General features: G+C 71.2%; 13 protein-coding genes. 4 read left to right on the top strand and 9 right to left on the bottom strand.

All coding sequences use genetic code 11. The features are described from left to right. The first annotated feature begins 76 nt into the window (after positions 1–76). Complete coding sequence (locus ACZ7J0_RS01980) at positions 77–1,309, top strand: FUSC family protein (RefSeq protein ID WP_470883050.1); 1,233 nt, start codon at positions 77–79, stop codon at positions 1,307–1,309. Between the two features lie 133 nt (positions 1,310–1,442). Here the strand turns inward: ACZ7J0_RS01980 and ACZ7J0_RS01975 are convergent, their stop codons facing one another. Further along, entirely contained in the window at positions 1,443–1,856 is a 414-nt protein-coding gene (locus ACZ7J0_RS01975) for an SRPBCC family protein (protein WP_470883048.1), read from the bottom strand. 145 nt (positions 1,857–2,001) lie between these two features. Next, on the bottom strand, positions 2,002–3,495 hold the full coding sequence (gene xylB / locus ACZ7J0_RS01970) for a xylulokinase (protein WP_470884093.1): 1,494 nt from the start codon (positions 3,493–3,495) through the stop codon (positions 2,002–2,004). Between the two features lie 144 nt (positions 3,496–3,639). Here xylB and xylA point away from each other — a divergent pair, with 144 nt between their 5' ends. Continuing rightward, positions 3,640–4,809 carry a xylose isomerase gene (xylA, locus tag ACZ7J0_RS01965; protein WP_470883046.1) on the top strand — a complete coding sequence of 390 codons (1,170 nt, stop codon included), beginning with the start codon at positions 3,640–3,642 and terminating at the stop codon, positions 4,807–4,809. A gap of 9 nt (positions 4,810–4,818) precedes the next feature. Here the strand turns inward: xylA and ACZ7J0_RS01960 are convergent, their stop codons facing one another. From ACZ7J0_RS01960 to ACZ7J0_RS01930, 7 genes are all read right to left on the bottom strand, one after another. Further along, positions 4,819–6,057, bottom strand: coding sequence for an ROK family transcriptional regulator (locus ACZ7J0_RS01960; protein WP_470883044.1), 1,239 nt, complete (start codon positions 6,055–6,057; stop codon positions 4,819–4,821). Positions 6,058–6,186: 129 nt separating this feature from the next. Further along, entirely contained in the window at positions 6,187–7,419 is a 1,233-nt protein-coding gene (mmsB, locus tag ACZ7J0_RS01955) for a multiple monosaccharide ABC transporter permease (RefSeq protein ID WP_470883042.1), read from the bottom strand. A gap of 10 nt (positions 7,420–7,429) precedes the next feature. Beyond that, positions 7,430–8,965 (bottom strand): multiple monosaccharide ABC transporter ATP-binding protein, encoded by a 1,536-nt coding sequence (gene mmsA / locus ACZ7J0_RS01950; protein WP_470883040.1) that lies wholly within the window; start codon positions 8,963–8,965, stop codon positions 7,430–7,432. A 20-nt stretch (positions 8,966–8,985) separates the two neighbouring features. After that, a complete protein-coding gene (gene chvE, locus ACZ7J0_RS01945) occupies positions 8,986–10,095 on the bottom strand; it encodes a multiple monosaccharide ABC transporter substrate-binding protein (protein ID WP_470883038.1) in 1,110 nt (369 codons plus the stop codon). A 3-nt stretch (positions 10,096–10,098) separates the two neighbouring features. Continuing rightward, positions 10,099–11,076: a hypothetical protein gene (locus tag ACZ7J0_RS01940; RefSeq protein WP_470883036.1), complete on the bottom strand. Its 978-nt coding sequence runs from the start codon at positions 11,074–11,076 to the stop codon at positions 10,099–10,101. Between the two features lie 57 nt (positions 11,077–11,133). Then, complete coding sequence (locus ACZ7J0_RS01935) at positions 11,134–12,144, bottom strand: zinc-dependent alcohol dehydrogenase (protein WP_470883034.1); 1,011 nt, start codon at positions 12,142–12,144, stop codon at positions 11,134–11,136. After that, the gene (locus ACZ7J0_RS01930; protein ID WP_470883032.1) at positions 12,141–13,295 is read right to left on the bottom strand and encodes a mandelate racemase/muconate lactonizing enzyme family protein; all 1,155 of its coding nucleotides are present in this window, start codon (positions 13,293–13,295) and stop codon (positions 12,141–12,143) included. The genes ACZ7J0_RS01935 and ACZ7J0_RS01930 overlap by 4 nt, the downstream gene beginning before the upstream one ends. A 264-nt stretch (positions 13,296–13,559) precedes the next feature. Between ACZ7J0_RS01930 and ACZ7J0_RS01925 the strand changes: the two genes are divergently transcribed. Together ACZ7J0_RS01925 and ACZ7J0_RS01920 are read left to right on the top strand one after the other, a co-directional pair. Further along, on the top strand, positions 13,560–14,330 hold the full coding sequence (locus tag ACZ7J0_RS01925) for an IclR family transcriptional regulator (RefSeq protein ID WP_470883030.1): 771 nt from the start codon (positions 13,560–13,562) through the stop codon (positions 14,328–14,330). 28 nt (positions 14,331–14,358) lie between these two features. Next, positions 14,359–15,207 (top strand): SMP-30/gluconolactonase/LRE family protein, encoded by an 849-nt coding sequence (locus ACZ7J0_RS01920; protein ID WP_470883029.1) that lies wholly within the window; start codon positions 14,359–14,361, stop codon positions 15,205–15,207. The last annotated feature ends 27 nt before the right edge of the window (positions 15,208–15,234 follow it).

Genomic DNA, 15,234 nt, shown 5'->3' with positions numbered 1-15,234 from the left:
ACCCGGCTCCCCCGTGCGGCAAGCTGGCCGAGGTTCTCGCAGGTAGAGAGTGGCCATGATCGGGCAGGGGAATGGGATGCCGGAAGTATCAGCACCCGTGATCAAGCTGGTGAGGCGGACCACCGAGCCCGTGGGGGCGCAGACCCTGCGCTCCACGGCCGCCGCCGTCATCTCCTATGTCGTCGCCCTGTTCGTCCTGCCCGCCGAACCTCCACCGCTGACCGCTCCCCTCACCGCACTGCTCGTCGTCCAGGTGACGCTGTACGCCACCCTCACCACCGGCGTACGACGGGTGAACTCGGTGATCGTCGGGGTCCTCATCGCCATCGGCTTCAGCGCCCTGGTCGGTCTGAACTGGTGGAGCCTGGGACTGACGATCTTCACCTCGCTGATCATCGGCCGCATGGTGCGGGTCGACGAGTTCGTCCCGGAGGTGGCGATCAGCGCGATGCTGGTCCTCGGTGTCTCCCAGGCCGCCTCCATCGCCTGGCACCGGGTGCTCGAGACCCTGATCGGCGCCGGAGTCGGCCTGCTGTTCAACCTGCTGTTCGCGCCGCCCGTGTGGGTGCAGTCGGCCGGAGCCTCCATCGGCGCGCTGTCACGCGACATGGGCCGGATGCTGCGGGCGATGGGCGAGGAGATCGGCGGCCACATCCCGGTCGCCCACGCGGCGGCCCGGCTGCACGAGGCCCGGCGGCTCGACCACGACATCGTGGAGGTCGACGCCTCCCTGCGGCAGGCGGAGGAGAGTCTGATGCTCAATCCGCGCGTGCGGCAGGGCCTGCTCAACCGGGTGGTGCTGCGGACGGGCCTGGACACCCTGGAGATCTGCGCCGTCGTGCTGCGGGTGCTGATGCGTACGCTCACCGACCTCGCGAAGGCGCGTACCGAGGAGACCATGTTCCCCGAGGACGTGGCGGCCGGGCTGAAAGAGCTCTTCGGTCACATGGCCGAGGCCATCGAGAGCTTCGCGACGCTCATCACCACACCGATCGCGACCGGCGCGGAGCTCGCCGAGGCGCGGCTGACCGAGGCGCTGGAGGCCGGCCATGTCACCCGTGACCGGGTGGCGGACCTGCTTCTGGAGGACGTACAGGAACATCCCCGTCAGTGGCAGCTGCACGGCGCGCTGCTGAGTGAGATCGACCGGATCCTGGACGAGCTGGACGTCGACAAGCGGACCGAGCGCCTCACTCAGGAGCTGGACCGGCGGGCGGCGGAGCTGGGCGAGGCGCATCCGAGGCTCGTGGCCGTCGCGCGGCGCCTGCGCGGGAGCGAGCGCGATCCCCGCCCCGGCGTCGAGACGTGAATCCGTGTGCCGGGCCTTCGGGCCGGGACAGGGCCTCCGGCCCGGGTTTCCGGGCCGGGCGCGTGGGCCGGGCGCGAAAACCGGGTGCAGAAACCGGGCTTCAGGTGCCCGGGCCGGGTGTCGGGGCCGGGTTTCAGCCGGCGGTGCCGTCGACGCGGAGCCGTACCAGATCCTCCAGCCGGGAGAGGCTGTGGTCGAGCGCGTCGTTCACCGCCCGCTCGCCCGGGTCGTGGGCCGCGTCGAAGAACGAGAGGTGCACGGTCACCTCGGCGGGGCCGCTGTCCATGCCCGACACCTGGAGCCAGCCGGCGTAACTGCCGTCGTCCCTCGTGCCCCACTCCAGACGCATCTGGTCCTTCTGCGCGCGCAGCAGCGCGGACGTGTCCTCGGAGGAGCGGTCCTCGTGGACGGTCACGGCGGGGAGTTCCTCGGCACGCACATGCAGTTCCCGGGGCAGCCACTGGTCCATCTGGTCGACGTTGGCGGCCTGGTCGAAGACGTGCTCGGGCAGGGCGGGCATTGTGCGTGAGCGTTCGTACTCGGTCATGCGGGTCCTCACCACACCAATCCTCGGTCTGGGCGCGAAGCCGTTCGGGCCGCACGGAGTCGTCCGGCACCGGCTCGTTCGGCACGGAGTCGTTCGGACGAACGCTTGCCCGGCGCGGCCGACATGAAGCCGTGCGGCCGTGGAATCACCCGTTCGGCGCGGTCAGGAGGGCGGGGGTGGCCCGGGTGAGCACCGAGGTGACCCGGTCCCAGGTCTCCATGTCCCGCTCGAGCGCCGGGAGTTCACGGTCCTTGCCGACGCCCGCGTCGGTCCGCCAGCTGGTCGCGACGGCCACCGGGTCCTCGCCCGTCGCGGCCGAGGCGGCGAGCGCGGCCGCGCCGAGGGCGACCGGCTCGTCGGCCGTGGGCAGGATCAGGTGACGCCCGGAGAGCCGGCGGACCGTCTCCACCCAGGTGCGCCCGCGCGTGCCGCCTCCGATGAGACGCAGTGGGCGGGCGGCGGCGGTGGAGTCGTCCAGGCCGCAGGCGCGCAGGAGCTCGTCGAGCGCGCGCAGGACGGTGACGGTGGCGCCTTCGTAGGCGGCTCCGAGGAGCTGCTGCGGAGTGGTGGTGTGCCGCAGGCCGGTGAGGAGGCCGGATGCGGTGGGGAGGTCGGGGGTGCGCTCGCCGTCGAGATAGGGGAGGAGGACGGCCTCGCCGCCGGGGGCCGTGTCGTCGCGGTGCAGGCCCAGCAGGGCGGCCATCGTGTCGACGGCGAGCGTGCAGTTGAGGGTGCAGGCCAGCGGGAGGTACGTACCGTCGGCGGCGGCGAAGCCGGACAGCGCGGGGGAGACGGGCCGGGTGCGGGTGGCGGCGTAGACCGTGCCGGAGGTGCCGAGGCTGAGGACCGGGTGGTCGAGGAGGCCCGCCGCGCCCAGGCCCAGGCCGACGGCGGCGGCCATGTTGTCGCCGGTGCCCGCGGCGACGGCGATGCCCTCGGGCAGGCCGAGCTCATCGGCGGCGGTACGGCAGAGGGGGCCGACGCGGGCGCCGCCGGTGGCCGCGACCGGCGGGAGCAACGCGACGTCCAGACCGAGAAGTTGGAGGATCTCGGGGTCATAGGCCCCGGTCGCGGTCGCGTACCAGCCAGTGCCCGACGCGTCGCCCGGATCGGTCGCGGGCGTCCCGGTGAGGCGCTCGGTGAGGAAGTCGTGGGGAAGGCGGACGGCGGCCGCGGCCTCGGCGGTGGCGGGCTCGTTCTCGTACAGCCAGCGCCACTTGGCGGCGGTCAGCGCCGCGACCGGTACGGAGCCGGTGCGGGCGGCCCAGGCGGCGGGACCGCCCAGCGCGTCGGTGAGGGCGGCCGCCTGCGGGGCGGAGCGGGTGTCGTTCCAGAGGAGCGCGGGGCGCAGCGGCCGCCCGGACCGGTCGAGGACGACCAGGCCGTGCTGCTGGCCGGCGACCGCGATGCCGATGACGGAGGCGCCGGGGAGCCCGGCGTCCTTGAGGCCGGTGGCGACGGCGTCGCAGAGCGCGCTCCACCACTCCTCCGGGTCGCTCTCGCGCGCGCCCGTGTCGCCGGTGACCCGGTGCGGGGAGCGGCCGACGGCCAGGGTCCGGCCGGTCGTGACGTCGGTGAGGACGGCCTTGGTGGACTGGGTGGAGCTGTCCACGCCGATGACGACCGCGTTCGACGGCATGACGACCCTCTTCCTCCGCTGCATTTTGGACATGCTTCGAACAAATTACGGGATGGAAGGGGGGTGGGGTAGATCCGGGCTGTCTCTCTTGTGTGTGCCGGGTCCGCGTGATTAGTTAACAGACAAAACAAATGGAGGCCCCCGATGACCCAGAGCTTCACCCCCACCCCGGCCGACCGCTTCAGCTTCGGCCTCTGGACCGTCGGCTGGCAGGGCCGGGACCCCTTCGGCGACGCCACCAGGGACCCGCTCGACCCCGTCGAGTCCATCGAGCGCCTCGCCGAGCTCGGCGCGTACGGCGTGACCTTCCACGACGACGACCTCATCCCCTTCGGCGCGTCCGACAGCGAGCGGGCGGCGCACGTCAAGCGCTTCCGGCAGGCCCTGGACACCACCGGCCTGATCGTCCCGATGGCCACCACCAACCTCTTCACCCATCCCGTGTTCAAGGACGGCGGCTTCACCGCCAACGACCGGGACGTCCGCCGCTACGCGCTGCGCAAGACGCTGCGCACCATCGACCTCGCGGCCGAGCTGGGCGCCCGTACCTACGTCGCCTGGGGCGGCCGCGAAGGAGCCGAGTCCGGCGCCGCCAAGGACGTGCGGACCGCGCTCGACAGGATGAAGGAGGCCTTCGACCTGCTGGGCCAGTACGTCACCGAGCAGGGCTACGAGCTGCGCTTCGCCCTCGAGCCCAAGCCCAACGAGCCGCGCGGCGACATCCTGCTGCCCACGGTCGGCCATGCCCTCGCCTTCATCGAGCGCCTGGAACGGCCCGAGCTGTTCGGAGTGAACCCGGAGGTCGGCCACGAACAGATGGCGGGGCTGAACGTCACGCACTCGGTCGCCCAGGCCCTGTGGGCGGGCAAGCTCTTCCACATCGACCTCAACGGCCAGAGCGGTATCAAGTACGACCAGGACCTGCGGTTCGGCGCCGGGGATCTGCGCTCCGCGTTCTGGCTGGTCGACCTGCTGGAGAGCGCCGGATACGAAGGGCCCCGGCACTTCGACTTCAAGCCGCCGCGGACGGAGGACTCCGAGGGGGTGTGGGCCTCGGCCGCCGGCTGCATGCGCACCTACCTGATCCTGCGCGACCGGGCGGCCGCCTTCCGCGCCGACCCGCGCGTCCGGGAGGCACTGCGCGCGGCCCGCCTCGACGAGCTGGCCCGCACGACCGCCGAGGACGGTCTCGCGGCGCTCCTCGCCGACCGGGCGTCGTACGAGGACTTCGACGTCGACGCGGCGGCCGAGCGGGGCATGGCGTTCGAGCACCTCGACCAGCTGGCGATGGACCACCTGCTGGGCGTGGCGTAGGCGGACCGATCAGGCTCCCGCCGGCTCCGTGAAGGCCACCGGGTCCGCCAGGACGTCCCGCACCACCAGCGCCGCCGCGCCCCGGGCCGCGTCCGCCGTCCGGGAGGAGGCGCGGAGCCGGCCGGAGGGCGGCGCCCACAGGCCCGACACGACCCGGTCGGACAGCTCGCGGCCGGCGCCGGCCGCGAGCCAGGGGGTCAGGGTGCGGTAGACGCCGCCGAGGACGACCGCGTCCGGGTCCAGCAGGTTCACGGCTCCGGACAGGACCCGGCCCAGTACCGCGCCCGCCCCCTCCAGCGCGGACAGCGCGCGCGGATCACCGTCCTCGGCCCGGCGGCGCAGGGCGGCGACCCCGGGGACGCCCGCGTTCTCGTCGAGGCCGGCGGACCGCAGCAGCGCCGCCTGGCCCGCGTACTGCTCCAGGCAGCCCCGCGACCCGCAGCGGCAGGCGGGGCCCTCGGGATCCACGACCGTGTGGCCTATCTCCCCCGCGAACCCATGGGCGCCGCGCAGAAGTTCACCGTCCAGGACGACCGCTCCGCCGACGCCGATCTCGCCGGTCAGATAGAGGAAGCTGCGGACGCCGTGGAGGCCGCCGAACCAGAGCTCGGCCAGCGCGGCGAGGTTCGCCTCGTTTCCCGCGCTCACCGGCAGCGGCCGGTGGCCGGGGCGGAGCGCCGCGAAGGCCTGCCCGAAGTCGCCCTCGGCCGGGACCCGGCTCCAGCCCAGATTGGGCGCCTGTCGGACGACGCCCGCCGAGACGAGCCCCGGAAGGGCCAGTTCCACGCCCACGGGCCGCAGCTCCTGCTCGGCTGCCGAGGCGGTCGCCCGGGCGGCGATGCGCGCGGCACGGCCGAGCACCTCGGCCGCCGGTGTGCCCCGGTTGTCGCGGTGCTCGGTCAGCCGCACCCGGTCGGTGCCGGCCAGATCGACGACGCATACGGACACATAGTCGATGTTGATCTCGACGCCGATGCCCGCCGGCCCGGTGCGGGCGACCTTGAGCACGGTGCCGGGGCGGCCCGCCTGTCCACTGAACGTCTTTCCGGACTCGGTGAGGAATCCGCTCTCCAGCAACTGCTCGACCAGCGACGACACGGCCGCCCGCGTCAGACCGACCCGCCCGGCGACGCCCGCGCGTGTCGCCTCGCCCTCGTCGTGCACGGCGCGCAGGACCAGGCTCAGGTTGTGGCGTCTGACGGAGTCCCGGTCGGCCTTGGGCCCGAGCGGGGTGAGGTTGCTGTTCATGTCGGCGCCGAGCCTATGTCGTCGCCGCGCGCCACCGCATCACGGAGGCGGCGCCCGGGCCCGGGACCACCTGCCCCGGCCCGGGCGCCTTCGTCCGTGCCGCCCGCGTTCCGGCCCGGGCGCCCTCTTCTACGTACCGACCTTGCGCTTGTTCCAGACGTCGAAGCCGACCGCCGCCAGCAGCACCAGCCCCTTGATCACCTGCTGGTAGTCGGTGCCGATGCCGACGAGCGACATTCCGTTGTTGAGGACGCCCAGCACCAGGCCGCCGATCACCGCGCCCATCACCGTGCCGACGCCGCCGCTCATCGAAGCACCGCCGATGAACGACGCCGCGATCGCCTCCAGCTCGAAGTTGAGCCCGGCCTGCGGTGTGCCGGCGTTGAGCCGCGCCGCGTACACGCAGCCCGCCAGGGCGGCGAGGACGCCCATGTTGACGAAGACCAGGAACGTGACGCGCCGGTCCTTCACGCCCGACAGCTTCGCGGCCGCCTTGTTGCCGCCCAGCGCGTACACATGCCGCCCGATCACCGCGTTGCGCATCACGTAACCGAGTCCGACCAGCAGCACGCACATGATCAGCATGACCACCGGCACACCGTGGAAGCTCGCCAGGGTCAGGGTGAACGCGACGAGCGCGGCGACGATCGCCACGCACTTCAGGGCCCAGACGGAGGTGGGCAGCACATCGAGCTCGTACGCCTGCTGACGCCGCCGGTCGCGCCACTCGCGCAGGAGCAGGAAGACGATCGCGACGAGCCCGAGGACGAGCGTCGGGTTGTGGTACTGCGTGTAGGGGCCCATCTCCGGGATGAATCCCTTGGCGATGTTCTGGAAGCCGTCCGGGAAGGGCGCGAGGGACTGGCCTTCGAGCACGATCTGCGTCAGACCCCGGAACAGCAGCATCCCGGCGAGCGTCACGATGAACGACGGAATGCCGACGTACGCGATGAAGTACCCCTGCCAGGCGCCCGCGACGGCGCCGATCAGCAGTGACAGGACGAGAGCGAGCACCCAGGGCATGTCGTGCTTGACCATCATCACCGCCGACATGGCGCCGACGAAGGCGACCAGCGAGCCGACGGAGAGGTCGATGTGGCCGGCGATGATGACGATCATCATGCCCATGGCAAGGATGAGGATGTAGCCGTTCTGCTGGATCAGATTGGAGACGTTGTTCGGCAGCAGCAGGGTGCCGTCGGTCCAGATCTGGAACAGCACGACGATGAAGGCGAGCGCGACGAGCATGCCGTACTGGCGCATGTTCGTGCGCAGACCCTGGAGGAGGACCGCCCCGGCCGACGGCTGGGAGGGCGGCGCGGCGGACGCGTCCTTGGGAGAGGTGGAGGTCGTGGTCGTCATGGCGGGAGCCTCAGCTTCTGTTCAGGGTCATCTGGCGCATCAGGACTTCCTGGGTGGCGTCGGCGCGTGCGACCTCACCGGTCAGCCGGCCCTCGGCCATCGTGTAGATCCGGTCGCACATCCCCAGCAACTCCGGGAGTTCGGAGGAGATGAGCAGCACCGCCTTGCCCTGTGCCGCCAGCCGGTCGATGACGGTGTAGATCTCGTACTTCGCGCCGACGTCGATGCCGCGCGTCGGCTCGTCGAGGATCAGCACCTCGGGATCGGCGTGGATCCACTTGCTGAGGACGACCTTCTGCTGATTGCCGCCCGACAACCTCCCCACCTGCTCGAAGACGCTGGGTGTCTTGATGTTCATGCTGGTGCGATAGCCCTCGGCGACCCGGCGCTCGTGGTGCTCGTCGACGACACCGCGCCGCCGCATCCCGGCCAGGGAGGGCAGCGAGACATTGCGGTTGATGGTGTCGATCAGATTGAGGCCGTACCGCTTGCGGTCCTCCGTGACGTACGCGATCCCCGCGTCGATGGCCGCCGGTACGGTCCTGGTGCTCACCTCGCGGCCGTCGACCTCCACGGTCCCGGCCACGTACTGTCCGTACGAGCGGCCGAAGACCGACATCGCCAGTTCGGTACGGCCCGCGCCCATCAGGCCGGCGACGCCGACGATCTCGCCGCGCCGGACGGTCAGCGACACATCGTCGACGACCGTGCGCTGGTGGTCGACCGGGTGGCGCACGGTCCAGCCGCGCACCCGGAGCGCGACCCGGCCCGCGTCCTCGCCGTCGTAGGCCGTACGGTCCGGAAAGCGGCTGTCGAGATCGCGGCCGACCATGCCCCGGATGATCCGGTCCTCCGACAATTCCGGTTGCGCGTCGGCCGATCGACGCACCGGCAGCGTCTCGATCGTGCGGCCGTCGCGCAGCACGGTCACCGAGTCGGCGATCCGCCGGATCTCGTTCAGCTTGTGGGAGATGAGGATGCTCGCGATGCCCTGGTCGCGGAGCTCCAGGATCAGGGCGAGGAGCCCCGCGCTGTCCTCGTCGTTGAGCGCCGCCGTCGGCTCGTCGAGGATGAGCAGCTTCACCTCCTTCGACAACGCCTTGGCGATCTCGACGAGTTGCTGCTTGCCCACGCCGAGGTCGGCGACCGGCGTGTGCGGCTTCTCGCCCAGACCCACCCGCTTCAGCAGCCGGCTCGCGCTGCGCAGGGTGTCGTTCCAGTCGATCACGCCGTGCCTGGTGTGCTCATTGCCGAGGAAGATGTTCTCGGCGATCGACAAATGGGGGATGAGCGCCAGTTCCTGATGGATGATCACCACCCCGTGGCGCTCGCCGTCCCGGATGTCCTTGAAGGCCACCGGCGCGCCCTCGAAGAGGATCTCGCCGTCGTAGGAACCGTGGGCATGGACGCCGCTGAGCACCTTCATCAGCGTGGACTTCCCGGCGCCGTTCTCCCCGCAGATCGCGTGGATCTCCCCGGGGCGCACGGTCAGGGTCACCTCGGAGAGCGCCTTGACGCCGGGGAACGTCTTCGTGATCCCGCGCATCTCGAGAATCGGCCGCCCGGTCACTTCAGCTGCCCTGCGGTGAAGTAACCCTCGGTGACCAGGAGTCGCGTGTTCGACTTGTCGATACTGACGGGGTTCAGCAAGTAGGACGGCACGGTCTTCTTGCCGTTGTCGTAGTCGGTCACGTTGTTCACCTCCGGCTTCCTGCCGTTGAGTACGGCGTCGCCCATGGCCACCGCCCGCGCGGCCAGCTTGCGGGTGTCCTTGAAGACGGTCTGGGTCTGCTCGCCCCGGAGGATCGACTTGACCGAGGCCAGCTCCGCGTCCTGACCGGTGACCACCGGCAGCGGTTGACTCGACGTGCCGTAACCGGCGCTCCGCAGCGCGGAGATGATGCCGATCGAGATGCCGTCGTACGGCGAGAGGACCGCGTCGACGGACTCCTCGCCGTAGTTCTTGCTGATCAGGTCGTCCATCCGCTTCTGCGCGGTGCCGCCGTCCCAGCGCAGCGTGGTGGCCTGGTTCAACCGGGTCTGGCCGCTGCGGACGACCAGCTGTCCGCTCGTGAGGTACGGCTGGAGAACCTTGACGGCGCCGTTCCAGAAGTAAGTGGTGTTGTTGTCGTCCGGGGAGCCGGCGAAGAGCTCGACGCTGAACTTCTCGCCCTTGCGCTCCTTCAGCCTCAGCGCGTCGACGATGTACTGGCCCTGGAGCTCGCCGACCCGCTCGTTGTCGAAGGAGGCGTAGTAGTCGACGTCCTTCGTGCCCATGATGAGCCGGTCGTACGAGATGACGGGGATGCCGGCCTCCTTCGCCCGGTGCAGTACGTCGGTGAGCGCGGAGCCGTCGATCGCGGCGACGACCAGGAGCCGGTGGCCCTTGGTGATCATGTTCTCGAGCTGGGCGACCTGGTTCTCCACCTTGTCGTCGCCGTACTGCAGATCGGTCTTGTAGCCGGCCTTCCGGAACAGCGAGGCCATGTTGCCGCCGTCGGCTATCCATCGCTCCGACGACTTGGTGGGCATGGCGATACCGACGGTGCCGCCCTTGCCGCCCTCGGGTTTGTAGCGGCTGCCGCCCCTGGCCTCCTGGCCACAGGCGGTGAGGGAGACGGTGAGCAGAGCGGCGACCACGGCCGCCGTGGTGAGGCGTGGGATGCGGGTGGGCATGGGTCAGTTCCCTTCCGGGAGGGGGAAGCGCCGGAGCTCGCCCGGGAGCCGGGAGCCGAGCGGTGACATGCCTCCGTCGGCGCCGTGCCGGGCCAGCAGGTCGAGGACGAGACGCCCGCGCCGTACGCGCTCGCGGGCGGTGGCCAGCGTCTGGTCGCGCAGGTGGGCGCCGTACGGATAGATGCCGGGGGACTTGCTGAGGCCGAACTTCAGATAGAGGGGGGCGCCGCGCCGGATCAGCTCGGCGGCCTCGTACATGCGGACATAGCCGCCGAGGTCGTCCGGCGCCTCGACATAGAGGTCCATCGGGGCGCCGCTGACCCGGCGGATCTCCGTGAGATGGGCGAGGGTGAGGTCGGAGGGGACATTGAGGGAGTCGGCGCCCAGACGCTCGTACACGGCGTACGAAGCGGGGTTGACCGGGCCGATGAGCGCGGACAGCTTGAACGTGGTGTCCGCGGGAAGCTCTCCGGCGGCGCGCATCCGGTGCAGTGTCCACAGCACGCCCTCATCGGCGACGAGCAGACAGCGCACGCCCAACTGGGTCGCGCGCAGGGCGTCTTCGACGCTTCCGGCGAGTCCGTCGTGGCCCCGGGCGCGCAGGCCCGCGCCCTTGGACTCGGTACGGGTTCCGGCGCCGATGTCCCAGGTGCCGCGCGGCCCGGTGAACAGGCACAGCTCGATGGCGCGGTCGGTACAGGCCGCCACCATCTCGGCGATCTCGTCGTCGGTGAGCATCCAGACGCCGCTGCCCTGACTGATCCGGTGGACGGGCACCTCCAGCCGGGCGCTCTCCTTCAGGACGACGCCCAGGGCCTCGGGGCCCTCCACGGAGGGGATCTCGGTGCGCCAGGTGCCGCCGTCCGGGAACGCGTACGGTGACATGTCACCGGGATCGAGCCCCGGGGAGGGATGACCGATGCGGCGGAGCGCGTCGGCTCCGGGCCGGCGCGGTACGGCCGATAGGGGCGGGGTGGTCACTGGACTCCTCTGTTCGGCGGGTCGGACGGTGTTCGGACCATGAGGGGTGAGAGCGCCCTAGGGGCGCAAGAGGACCTTCCCGGTCGTCGGATCTCCGCCGCCCACCAGCGCGACCGCCTCACGGAACCGTTCCAGCGGAAACTCATGGGTGATCAGGGGGGCCGGATCGAGCAGACCGATACTGAAGGCGCGCACCGCGTCGCTCCAGGCCGACGACGGCGCCCCGAAGACGCTGCGCACCTCCAGCGCGCTCAGCGACAGGCGCACCGGATCGATGCCGGTCGCGCCCGGGGCGAACATCCCGGTGAGGACGACTCTGCCGCCCCTGCGGGCCAGGAGACACGACGAGGCGGCGGTGCTCGGCGCGCCCGCCGTCTCCACCACCAGATCGAAGCGGCCGGCCGCCGACCGCGCCTCGTCCGGGGTGAGCGCCTCGGCCGCCCCGAACCGCAGCGCCTGCTTCCCCCGGGCGGTCCTCGGGTCGACGACGGTCAGCTCGGCCGGTGAGGCGGCGGCCAGCAGCTGGACGGCGAGCAGCCCCAGGGTGCCCGCGCCGACGACGGCGATCCGCTCGCGGGGGCGGGGCCGCCCGGCGCGTACCGCCGAGGAGATCACCGCGGCCGGCTCGATGAGCGCGGCGGCCCGCAGATCGGCGTCGTCGTTCAGGAGGTGCAACAACCGGGCGGGTACGGTCACATGGTCCGCGAAGGCGCCCGGTTCCGTGAACCCCGTCTCGGCGTAGCCGCCGGTGCAGAGATTCGTCTCGCCGTACCGGCACCGCTCGCAGAAGCCGCAGGAGCGAAAGCCCTCGGCGACGGCCTTGCGGCCGATCAGGTCGGCGTCCACGCCCGCGCCGACCGCTTCCACCGTCCCGGACCACTCATGGCCCGGTGTGACCGGATAGCGCACATAGGCGGCGTCGCGGTGCCCGTCGTACACCTCGCGGTCGCTCATGCAGATGCCGGCGGCGGCGACCCGCACCCGTACCTCGCCCGGGCCGGGAGGCGTGATGTCACGCTGTACCAGGCGGTGCCGGCCCGGGGCGTCGACCACCACGGCGCGGCTCACTTCGGCGCCCTCCGCTCCCAGCCCTCGGCCCACAGATCGAAGCGGGCGCGCTGCTGCGGGAACTCGGCCGCGGCGTCCACATCGAGCTCGACGCCGAGCCCCGGCGCGTGCGACACCTCGAAGCAGCCGGTCTCCGGATCGACCTGGGGAGCGCCCCGGACCACCTTCTTGATCTCGGCGTCCGCGAAGTCGTTGAAGTGTTCCAGGATCTTGAAGTTGGGTGTGCACGCCGCCAGTTGGAGCGAGGCGGCGGTGAGCACCGAGCCGCCGACATTGTGCGGGGCGACCAGCGTGTAATGGGTCTCGGCGGTCGCGGCGAGCTTCCTGGTCTCCAGGATGCCTCCGATGTGCCCGAGGTCCGGCTGGATGATGTCGGCGGCCTGCGACTCGAAGAGCTCACGGAACTCGATCCGGTCGTGGATCCGCTCGCCCGTCGCGATCGGCAGGTCCACCTTCTCCGCGACCTTCTTCAGCGCCTTCAGATTCTCCGGAGGGACCGGCTCCTCCAGCCACGCCGGACGGAAGGGCGCCAGTTCCTTCGCGAGACGTACCGCCGTGGAGGGGCTGAAGCGGCCGTGCATCTCCAGCATGAGCTCCGTGTCGGGCCCGATCGCGTCGCGGACGGCCTCGATCAGCGACACCGCGTACCGTGACTGCTCGGCGTCCAGCTCGAAGTGACCGGTCCCGAAGGGGTCGATCTTCAAGGCCCGGTACCCGCGCGCCACCACTTCTCGGGCCGCCTTGTGGTACGCCTCCGGGGTGCGCTCGGTCGTGTACCAGCCGTTCGCGTACGCCTTGACGCGGTCCGTCACCCGGCCGCCGAGCAGTTGCCACACCGGCACGCCCAGCGCCTTGCCCTTGATGTCCCAACAGGCCATCTCCACCACGGCGATCCCCGACATGACGATCTCGCCGGCGCGGCCGTAGTCGCCGTACTTCATCCGCCGCACGAGGTCCTCGACGGCGAAGGGGTCCGATCCGGTGATGTGGTGCGAGGCGGCCTCGCGCAGATAGCCGAGGAGTGCGTCGGTGCGACCGAGCATCCGGGTCTCGCCGACACCGGTGAGCCCCTCGTCGGTGTGGACGACCACGTAGGTGAGATTGCGCCAGGGAGTCCCGACGACATGTGTGCTGATTCCCGTGATGCGCACGGCAGTTGCCCCTCGGTGTGTTCGAAATTTCGTCACACGTTCGAAATCTTGGCGAGACCGTAATCAGAGGGTTCCGGGGTGTCAATGGTTCACGCGTGAACTGGTTTGCGGGCCAGTGGAAAGCCCCGCGGCGTGTCCAAGGGTCTTCCGCTCGTCGGGTCGGTCGCGTACGTCCATTGCCCGTCGAACGCACCTGTGATTACCCTGTGTTCGCCATACCGGTCACTGGCCGGAATATCGAACAGCGAGGGTGGGGGACGGATCATGGGGCGACTTGTTCCAGCGGTGGCCAGGGCGTTCGACATATTGGAGTTGTTCCTGCACGGTGACGCGTCCCTCTCCGCGCCCGAGATCACCCGCAAGCTCCAGCTCCCGCGCACCACCGTGCACGAACTGCTCTCCACTCTCGCGGCCCGCTCCTATGTCGTGCCCGTCACCGGCCAGCCCGGCCGCTATCGCCTCGGTGTGCGCACCTATCAACTCGGCAGCCGGTACGCGGAAGACCTCGATCTCGCCGCCGAGGGGCAGACCGTCGCCCGGGAGGTCGCCGACACCTGCGGCGAGACGGTGCATGTGGCGATCCTCGAGGACGCGGACGTCATCTACATCGCCAAGGTGGACTCGACCCACGCCGTCCGGATGGTCTCCGCGGCGGGCCGCAGGCTGCCCGCCCACTGCACCGCGGTCGGCAAGATGCTGCTCGCCTCGCTCCCCGAGGCGGAGTCGAACGCACGGATCGAGGCCCGCGAACTGGTCGCCATGACCCCGAACACCCTCACCTCCCCGGACGCCCTGCGCGCCGCCCTCGCCGAGATACGGGCGCGGGGCAGCGCCGTCGAGCACAGCGAGTCCAACCCGGACGTCAGCTGTGTCGCCGCCCCCGTGCGGGACAGCGCCGGACGGGTCGTCGCCGCGCTGTCCATCTCCGTCCCCAAGGTCCGCTGGAGCGAGGACCGCCAGAGCGAGCTCACCGAACTCGCCACCAAGGGCGCGGCCGACCTCTCCCAGCGGCTCGGCCACCGGGCCGCGCGGTGAGCCGCCCCCAGCCCGCGGGGGCCGGCAGGTGAGCGCCGCGATCGAGGTCGCCGTGCGCGCGTACGCCTCGCTCGGGGAGGGCCCCACCTGGGACCCGGCCGGTGAGCGGCTGATCTGGGTCGACATTCACGGCTCGCGGATCCACACGTACGCCCCCGGCAGCGGCCGGCGTACGGTCATGGCCACCGAACAGCACATCGGCGCGGCCAAACCCCGCCTCGGAGGTGGGCTCGTGGCCAACCTCAGGGACGGCATCGGGCTGTACGGTCCGGACGGATCGTTCTCCTGGCTGCGGCGCGACCCCTCCCCGGGGCGACGCGGGAACGACGCGGCCGTCGCCCCCGACGGGTCCCTCTGGGCTGGAACCATGCGCGACGACGAACAGCCCAGCGGCGGCAGCCTCACACGGATCGCGCCGGACGGCGCCGCCACCGAGCTGCTCGGCGCGGTCACCGTGAGCAACGGCATCGGCTGGAGCCCCGATGGCACTGTCACGTACTACGTCGACAGCCCCACCGGGAGGGTGGACGCACTCCGCGTCGAGGGTCAACGCGTCGTGGAGAGGCGCGAGTTCGCGGCCGTCGAGCCGGGAGCCGGCTTTCCCGACGGGCTCACCGTCGACGCCGACGGCTGTGTGTGGGTCGCGCTCTGGGACGGTGCGCAGATCCGCCGCTACACCCCGCGCGGTGAGCTGGACCGGGTCGTCGACCTGCCCGTACGCCGCCCCACCGCCTGCGCCTTCGGCGGACCGGGGCTGCGCGACCTGTACATCACCACGGCCCGTACGGGCCAGGCCCGCCCGCACCCGCTGTCCGGCTCCCTGCTGGTGCTTCCAGGCATCGGCCAAGGAGTCGCGGGGACCCCGTTCGGCGGCTGAGAGACCGGCCGCTCCTGCCCCTGCCCC

It is taken from the genome of Streptomyces sp. NPDC038280 (assembly GCF_055600045.1).
Note: the sequence above shows the minus strand (reverse complement) of the source record. Positions and strands in the feature narration are given on the sequence as shown.

Bases quoted from the DNA above. Each gene is read 5' to 3' on its own strand.
- mmsA (WP_470883040.1), bottom strand. From the start codon at position 8,965: ATGCGCGGGATCACGAAGACGTTCCCCGGCGTCAAGGCGCTCTCCGAG.
- xylA (WP_470883046.1), top strand. From the start codon at position 3,640: ATGACCCAGAGCTTCACCCCCACCCCGGCCGACCGCTTCAGCTTCGGC.
- ACZ7J0_RS01980 (WP_470883050.1), top strand. From the start codon at position 77: ATGCCGGAAGTATCAGCACCCGTGATCAAGCTGGTGAGGCGGACCACC.
- xylB (WP_470884093.1), bottom strand. From the start codon at position 3,495: ATGCCGTCGAACGCGGTCGTCATCGGCGTGGACAGCTCCACCCAGTCC.
- ACZ7J0_RS01975 (WP_470883048.1), bottom strand. From the start codon at position 1,856: ATGACCGAGTACGAACGCTCACGCACAATGCCCGCCCTGCCCGAGCAC.
- mmsB (WP_470883042.1), bottom strand. From the start codon at position 7,419: ATGACGACCACGACCTCCACCTCTCCCAAGGACGCGTCCGCCGCGCCG.
- chvE (WP_470883038.1), bottom strand. From the start codon at position 10,095: ATGCCCACCCGCATCCCACGCCTCACCACGGCGGCCGTGGTCGCCGCT.
- ACZ7J0_RS01960 (WP_470883044.1), bottom strand. From the start codon at position 6,057: ATGAACAGCAACCTCACCCCGCTCGGGCCCAAGGCCGACCGGGACTCC.
- ACZ7J0_RS01925 (WP_470883030.1), top strand. From the start codon at position 13,560: ATGGGGCGACTTGTTCCAGCGGTGGCCAGGGCGTTCGACATATTGGAG.